Annotated in this window: 6 protein-coding genes; 5 read left to right on the top strand and 1 reads right to left on the bottom strand. The window is 68.6% G+C overall.

The annotated features are described in order from the left end of the window. Positions 1-147 precede the first annotated feature (147 nt). Positions 148-3,162 carry a Tn3 family transposase gene (locus tag RZ1_RS28890; RefSeq protein WP_072816316.1) on the top strand — a complete coding sequence of 1,005 codons (3,015 nt, stop codon included), beginning with the start codon at positions 148-150 and terminating at the stop codon, positions 3,160-3,162. A gap of 23 nt (positions 3,163-3,185) precedes the next feature. Here the strand turns inward: RZ1_RS28890 and RZ1_RS28885 are convergent, their stop codons facing one another. Beyond that, the gene (locus RZ1_RS28885) at positions 3,186-3,854 is read right to left on the bottom strand and encodes a TetR/AcrR family transcriptional regulator (protein ID WP_039583585.1); all 669 of its coding nucleotides are present in this window, start codon (positions 3,852-3,854) and stop codon (positions 3,186-3,188) included. 129 nt (positions 3,855-3,983) lie between these two features. Here RZ1_RS28885 and RZ1_RS28880 point away from each other — a divergent pair, with 129 nt between their 5' ends. The 4 genes from RZ1_RS28880 (at position 3,984) to RZ1_RS28865 (ending at position 7,322) form a co-directional block, all read left to right on the top strand. Further along, positions 3,984-5,555, top strand: coding sequence for an MFS transporter (locus RZ1_RS28880; protein ID WP_039583601.1), 1,572 nt, complete (start codon positions 3,984-3,986; stop codon positions 5,553-5,555). 12 nt (positions 5,556-5,567) lie between these two features. After that, entirely contained in the window at positions 5,568-6,017 is a 450-nt protein-coding gene (locus RZ1_RS28875; protein WP_006553198.1) for a universal stress protein, read from the top strand. 22 nt (positions 6,018-6,039) lie between these two features. After that, entirely contained in the window at positions 6,040-6,576 is a 537-nt protein-coding gene (locus RZ1_RS28870) for a PaaI family thioesterase (protein ID WP_006553199.1), read from the top strand. 128 nt (positions 6,577-6,704) lie between these two features. Beyond that, complete coding sequence (locus RZ1_RS28865) at positions 6,705-7,322, top strand: recombinase family protein (protein ID WP_006553200.1); 618 nt, start codon at positions 6,705-6,707, stop codon at positions 7,320-7,322. Positions 7,323-7,567 lie beyond the last annotated feature (245 nt).

Below are 7,567 nucleotides of genomic sequence, written 5' to 3'. Positions count from 1 at the left end.
GGGGTAGCCGTAGCATCCGCCGGAAATCGGGCGGATTTGGCGTATCCGACTGGTGGGCACGGGGTTTCGAGTTCGGCATGCACTGTCGACTGGTTGGTGCTTGACTGCCGATGATGATGTTGGTCGGTGCTGGTGGAGGCTGGGGTCGTGGCGACGCGGATGTTCGCGGACGAGGAGTTGGAACGACTGCGGGGATTCCCGGAGATCAGCCGCGAGGAGCTGTTCCGGTACTTCACGCTGACGCCTGCGGATCTGGCGTTCGTGGATCCGGGCCGGGGCCGGGGCCCAGCCGAGCGGCTGGGCTTGGCGATCGCGTTGTGTACGCTGCCGTGGCTGGGATTCGTGCCGGATCGGCTGGTCACGGCTCCGCCGGTGGCGGTGGCTCGTGTCGCCGAGCAGTTGCGGTTGGATCCGGTGGTGATCGGTGCCTACGGCAGGCGAGCCAAGACCCGCACCGAGCATGTGCGCCTGGCCGCGCGGTACCTGGGATGGCGTGCGGTCGGTGCGCTCGAGTTCAAGGAGCTCGATGAGTTCCTGCTCGCGCGGGCGATGGAGCACGATTCCCCGACTCTGCTGTTCCGGCTGGCGTGTGAGTATCTGATCTCGGCGAAGGTGATCCGGCCAGGCCCGGTCACCGTGGTCGAGCGGGTCGCCCACGCCCGCCACCAGGCCCAGACCGAAACCTATGACCGGCTCGCTCACGAGTTCACTGCGGCGCGGTGCGCGGAGTTGGACGGCTTGCTTGTCACCGACGCTTCGCTGGGGATCTCGCGGTTGCGGTGGCTGTCGACCGGGCCGGTGGAGGCCTCGGCGGCCGCGGTCCGCGCCGAGGTCGACAAGCTGGGTTTCCTGCGCGGGTTGGGCGCTGATCGGCTGGATATGTCGGTGCTGCCCGCCGAGCGGCGCCGGTTTTTGGCCACGATGGGCCGGCGCCTGAGTCCGCAAGCGCTGCAACGTCGGGATCCGCAACGCCGGTATCCGATCCTGCTCACGGTGCTGGCCCAGTCCGGCACCGATGTCCTCGATGAGGTCGTGGCGTTGTTCGATCAGGCGATCTCGGTGAAATTCGGTGCTGCCGAACGGAAGATGCAGCAGCGGCTGGCCGAACGAGGGAAGACTGGAGAGGACCGTCAGGCGCTGCTGGACGATCTGTTGGAAATCGTCACCGACCCCGGCGTTCCGGATGAGGAGATCGGTGCGCTGATCCGCGGCGAGAAGATCGGGTGGGAGCGCCTGCGCGCGGCGATCGCCCAGGCCAAGCCCAGGTTGCCGCGTGATCACGGGCATCTGGCGGCGTTGGATTCCTCCTACACCTACCTGCGTCAGTTCACCCCCGCGGTGCTCGAAGCGGTGCGCTTCTGCGGCGGTACCGCCGCGACCGAGTTGCTGATCGCGGTGAACATGCTGCGCGAGTTGAACGCGACCGGGCGGCGCAAGGTCTTCGATGACGCCCCGACCGGGTTCGTGCCGATGAAGTGGCGCGGCTACCTCGACGAGGCCCGCAAATCCGGCAGCGCGACCGCGTATCGGCACTACTGGGAGTTGTGTGTGCTGCTCGGATTGCGTGACGGGTTGCGCAGCGGGGATGTGTTCGTGCCGGGCTCGCGCCGTTACGCCGACCCGGCCGCCTACCTGCTCACCACCGGGCAGTGGGAACCGCAACGCGTTGAGTTCTGCGGCCTGGTCGGGCGATCCGCCGATCCTGGCGTCGCGCTGGCCACCGTGGTCGCCGAACTGCACGACGCTCTCGGTGAGCTGGAGGAGGTGCTGGCCGGCGGGGACGGCCCGGTCCGGCTGGACGAGGGCGGGGATCTGGTGATCTCGCCGCTGAGCGCGGAAGATGTTCCCGCCGAGGCGATCACGCTCAAGGCCGAGCTGACCGAAATGCTGCCGTTCGCGCCGATCGTGTCGCTGCTGATCGAGCTGGACAAACGCACCGGCTACCTGGACTGCTTCACCCACGCCGGCGGTCAGGCCACCCGGACGCCGGAGCTCAAACGCAACCTGATCGCGGTACTGCTGGCGCACTCGACGAACCTGGGGTTGACCCGGATGGCCGAGGCGTGCGGAATCACCTACGACATCCTGGCCTGGACCGACGAGTGGTATGTGCGCGAGGAGACCCTGCGCGCGGCCAACCTGGTACTGGTCGGCTACCACCAGCGGCTGCCGCTGACCGCGGTGTTCGGCGCCGGAACACTGTCGTCGAGCGACGGGCAGCGTTTCCCGACGCGCGGTAAGTCGACCACGGCGCGGCCGTTGAGCCGCTATTTCGCCAGCGAGGGCCTGTCGACCTACACCCATGTCAGCGACACCCACGCCACCTACGGCACCAAGGTCATCGTGGCGACCAAACGCGAAGCCCACTACGTGCTCGATGAGATCCTGGGCAACGCCACCGATCTGCCGATCACCGAGCACGCCACCGACACCCACGGGGTCACCCTGGTCAACTTCGGGTTGTTCGACCTGCTCGGGATGCAGCTCTCGCCACGGATCCGGGATCTGGGGCGGATCACCCTGTACCGGCCGGGCCCGCGCGCCGAGGCCGAGGCCCGGTTCCCGCACGCGGGCCCGCTGATGACCCGCAAGGCCAACCTGGGTTTGATCGCCGAGCACTGGGACGATCTGCTGCGGTTGGCCGGATCGCTGAAGTTCGGGCACGCCACCGCGTCGCTGTTGGTCGGCAAGCTGTCGGCGTCGGGGCGGCAGAACACCCTGGCCGCGGCGCTCAAGGAGTACGGGGCGCTGCGGCGCACCATTTACGCCGCGAGATACCTCTCCGATCCGGACTACCGGCGCAAGATCTCGCGGCAGCTCAACAAGGGCGAGTCGCTGCACGCGCTGCGCCGCGACCTGCTCTATGCCCATGAGGGGATGATCCGGGCGCGCCACCTCGAGGACCAGACCGAGCAGGCCTGGTGCCTGACCTTGACGACCAACGCTGTGATCGCCTGGACCACAGAGTATTACGGGTTCGCTGTCGAGCAGATGCGCCGGACCGGGCAGCGTATCGATGACGAGGTCCTGGCCCACATCAGCCCGGCCCACAGTGCCAACATCAACTTCTTCGGCGCGATCGAGGTCGACATCGACGCCGAGCTGGCCCAGCTGGGCCCGACCGGGTACCGGCCGCTGCGGGTGCGCGACACCTTGTTCTGACCGCGCGGAACCGGGGCCCGTGGTTACGGCGTGGCGATGTCGATAGCGGTGTCTGCTGGCGTGGGTGTTCGGTGGGCGGTGAGGAAGTTGTCGACGAGCCGGGTGCAGTCGTCGTGGTCGATGCTGCGTAATCCGGTGAGACGGGCGAACACGATCGGGCCGAGGAGTTCGATGATGGCGAAGGTGGTGTCGAGCTCGCCGAGCATCGCGCGGGCCTCGGGACTGGTGAGGATCTGGTCGAACGGGTGGCGGTACTGCTCGATGACGCGCGCGCGCAGCGAGGTGACCGCGGCCGGGTCGGGGTGGTCCTCGCCGATGGAACCCATCGCCAGCCAGGCCAGGGTGGTCATCTGCACCGGAGCCTGTTCGATGAGGTCGGCCTGGCTGGCGAGCAGCGCCAGGAGCCGCTCACGCACGGGCCCGGTGCCGGTCGGTGTGTCGACCTGGGGAAGTAGTCGTTCGAAAGTCGCCGCGAGCAGCTGGGTGGTGCTGCCGAAGTGCCGGTAGAGGGTGGCGCGGGCGACCTTCGACACGCGGGTGACCGCCTCGACGGTGACCGCCTCGACACCGCCGGTGGACAGCAGATGGGTGGCCGCGTCGAGCAACCGGTTGCGTGAGCGCGCCAGTCGCGGATCGGCCTGCTCGTCGTCCGCGGCGAGCGGGTCGGTCGCCGCCGGGCCTGAGTCGGTCATGGACGCGCCTTCCTCCGAATTCGTGTCGTTGAACTCTTGATATGGGTGAACTCTATCCCACCCCCCAACCACTATGATACGAATGGTCTCGTACAGATACCGTTGGTCTTCAAAGTCGGGGAGGTGCCGGTGGCCACACCCGGAACGGACACTGTCGAGATCGCCCGCTGGACCAGGGCCCAGTGGTGGATGCTGGCGGTGTCGTGCCTGGCGGTGGCGCTGGTGGTCGCGGCGATGGCGGCGTTGTATTCGGCGTTGCCGCAGATCGCGCTTGCGACCGGGGCCACCCAAGCCCAGCTGACCTGGATCGTCGACGGCTACACGCTGGTGCTGGCGTGTCTGGTGCTGCCCGCCGGCGCCGTCGGTGACCGTTACGGGCGCCGCGTGGTGCTGGTGGTGGGGTTGGTGGTGTTCGCCGCCGCCTCGGCGCTGCCGCTGCTGCTGTCCGACCCGGCCTGGTTGATCGCGACGCGCGCGCTGGCCGGGGCAGGCGCCGCGCTGGTGATGCCCTCGACGCTGTCGATCCTCACTGCAGGGTTCGCCCCCGCTCATCGCGGCCGGGCGGTGGGGATATGGGCCGGGGTCGCCGGATCCGGGGCGATACTGGGGATTCTCGGTGCCGGGGTGCTGCTCGAACGATGGTCGTGGCTATCGGTGTTCGTAGGGTTGACCGTGGCCGGGGCGGTGCTGGCGGGGTTGGCGTGCACCATCGCCGAGTCCCGCCAGCGCGAGCATCCGCAGGTGGACTGGGTGGGCGCGGTGGCGGTGGCGGTCGCTGTCGCGGCGATCGTGTTCGCCGTGATCGAGTTCCCCGCGCGCGGCTGGGCCGACCCGCTCGTCGCCGCCGCCGCCGGGGTCGGCGTGGCCGCGACGGCGGCCTTCGTGGTCGTCGAGCTGCGCTCGGCGGCGCCGCTGCTGGATGTGCGGTTGTTCGCCCGCCGTGGTTTCGGTGCCGGGTCGCTGTCGGTGACCATCCAGTTCCTGGTCACCTTCGGGGTATTCCTGCTGCTTGTGCAGTACCTGCAGCTGGTCTTCGGTTACGGGCCGCTGGCCTCGGCGCTGGCGTTGGCGCCGATGGTGGTGCCGCTGGTCGTGATCTCGGTGATCGCGCCGTGGCTGTCGAGCCTGGTCGGGTTACGGGTGATGACCGTGGCCGGCCTGCTCACCATCGCCGCCGGGCTGGTGCTGGTGAGCCGGCTGACACTCGCCGCGCACTACCTCGACCTGCTGTGGCCGCTGCTGATCATGAGCGCGGGCCTGGGATTGTGCACCGCGCCGGCGACCTATGCCATCGTCGCCGACACCCCCGAGGCCAAACACGGGGTCGCCGCCGCGGTCAACGACGCCGCCCGCGAGATCGGCGCCGCGATCGGGATCGCCGTGGCCGGCAGCGTGCTGGCCGCCGGCTACACCCACCGCATCCAGCCCGCCCTGCCCCAGTTGCCCGAGCCCGCCCGCGGCCCGGTCGCCGATTCCCTGGCCGCGGCGCTGCAGGTCGCCGACCAGGCCGGACCGGTGGCCGCACCGCTGGCCGAGTTCGCCAAGGCCGCGTTCGTGCACGGCAGCGGCCAGGCCGCGCTCGCCCTGGCCGCCCTCACCACCGTCGGGGCGATCGTGCTGGCAGTACTGGCCCCCGGCCGCGCACCACGCCGCCGATACATCTCGACCATTTCCCCCGCAAAACACGCTCCCTTCTCGTGAAAGACGCCCGTCATGACGGCCTATCGCACGATCATCGTCGACACCGACGGATCCGACCGCTCCTACCGTGTGGTCGACCACGCCGCCGAACTCGCCCACGCCACCCACGCCCGGCTCCTGATCATCTGCGCCCGCCACCACATCGACGCACGTGAGCTCGGGGCGGACCTCGACCGGCTCGGACCCGACGCCTACCAGCTACGCGGCACCACTCCCACCGAGGCCATCCTGCGGACCGCCCACCAGCACGCCCTCGCCCACGGCGCCACCGACATCGAAACCCACATCCTGTCCGAACCCGCCCCGCACGCGCTGCTGCACCTGGCCGCCGCCACCGGCGCCGACCTCATTGTCACCGCCGATCCCCACCGGCCACCGCTGCTGGCCCGGCTGCTGACTACCCCACCGATCGAGCTCGCCCGCAAAGCCCACTGCGACATCCTCTTCACCACCGCACGGTAGACACACCCCACAGAAAGCGCCCATGACCGAGAACACACCCAGCACCCATACACCCGAGCCCCGACAGGTCCCGGACTGGATTCCCGCCTTCCCTGTGCTCGCACCCGACTCCGCCGACCTGCCACCCCACCACGACCACTGCCTCGGCTGCGGACCGGCCAACCCCCACGGCCACCAGCTACGCGCCCGCCGCGACGCACACGGCGTCCACGCCCACCACCGCTTCGACTCTCGCCACGTCGGCGCCCCCGCGATCGCCCACGGCGGCGCGGTCGCCACCGTCCTCGACGAACTGTTCGGACTCTTGCTCTACACCGTCGGGGAACCCGCGGTCACCCGCCACCTTGCCATCGACTACCTCGCCCCGATCCTGCTCGACACCCCTTACACCCTCCGCGCCCACATCCACGCCCGCGACGGCCGCAAACTCCACCTGCAAGCCACCATCGAAAACGACCACGCCCACGTGATCACCACCGCCACCGCCCTGTTCCTCACCGTCGACGTCAACCACTTCCTCACCCACAACACACCCCCACACACCGATAACACCCCCTGACCTGTTCCGTAACCGGATCGGCCACCGGAACACCACGCAGAGCCAACGTCGGCCCAGCTCACCGGTGTTCCGTAGAGGTGTTCCGCTGACTGTGCCGGTCAACCCCCGCTATCTGGAACACTTTCGGCATGGGTGAGCCGTTCCGCGTCGGATACTGCCGCTGCTCCACCGACGAACAAGACGTCGAGATCCAAACCGAGCAGCTATTGGCGCTCGGAGTGCCGCGTGAGCGGATCTTCATCGACAAAGGGTTCTCCGGGACCACCCGCAAGAACCGGGCCGGGCTCGACAACGCACTCGCCGCCGTCACCTCCGCCGCGGCGGCCATCGACGGGCGACAGGTAGTGCTGACCACGCCGAAGTTCGACCGATTCGCACGCAACATGGCCGAAGCAGGCCAGACCCTGACCGAACTGCGCGAGCGCGAGGTGCTGTTCGGACTCGGGAGCTCGATCTACGACTGGAACGACCCGTTCGGCAAGCTCTTCCTGCAAACCTTGGCCATGGTCGCCGAATTCGAGGCCAACCTCAACCACCTACGCACCCGCGAGGGCATGGCCAAGGCCCGCGCGAAAGGCAGGCTCAAGGGCAAGCAGCCGAAACTTCCTCTCACGGCACGGAAAACAATCCACCGCCGCTACCACGACCCCGCCGACGACGCGAGCCTGGCGGACCTGGCCGAGGAATACAGCGTCGGCCGCTCCACCATCCACCGCATCGTCAGCAGTGCTGCACCACGAGCCTGAGAATTCACCAGCCTGTCGTCAGGATCCCGCTACTTTGCACTTCCTGACAACCTTGGGTTGCGGGCCCTTACGTCCCACACGAGTTCTGGCCCGAATCGGATCGTCGGCGAGCTGGGCGGATACGCCGCGCCCGCCAGGAGCCGGTGGCGAGACAGACGATCGTTTCGACCCAACAGGCCGAGCGGATCACCGACCGGGCACTACGCCATATCCGCCCGATTTTCGGCAAATGCTACGGCTACCCC

Origin of the sequence: Rhodococcus zopfii NBRC 100606 = JCM 9919 (genome assembly GCF_001895025.1) — a bacterium.
Taxonomy (GTDB): domain Bacteria; phylum Actinomycetota; class Actinomycetes; order Mycobacteriales; family Mycobacteriaceae; genus Rhodococcus; species Rhodococcus zopfii.
This window is presented reverse-complemented; position numbering and strand designations above follow the sequence as displayed.

Coding starts and splice junctions, on each gene's coding strand:
- RZ1_RS28885 (WP_039583585.1), bottom strand. CDS start 3,854: ATGACCGACTCAGGCCCGGCGGCGACCGACCCGCTCGCCGCGGACGAC.
- RZ1_RS28875 (WP_006553198.1), top strand. CDS start 5,568: ATGACGGCCTATCGCACGATCATCGTCGACACCGACGGATCCGACCGC.
- RZ1_RS28870 (WP_006553199.1), top strand. CDS start 6,040: ATGACCGAGAACACACCCAGCACCCATACACCCGAGCCCCGACAGGTC.
- RZ1_RS28865 (WP_006553200.1), top strand. CDS start 6,705: ATGGGTGAGCCGTTCCGCGTCGGATACTGCCGCTGCTCCACCGACGAA.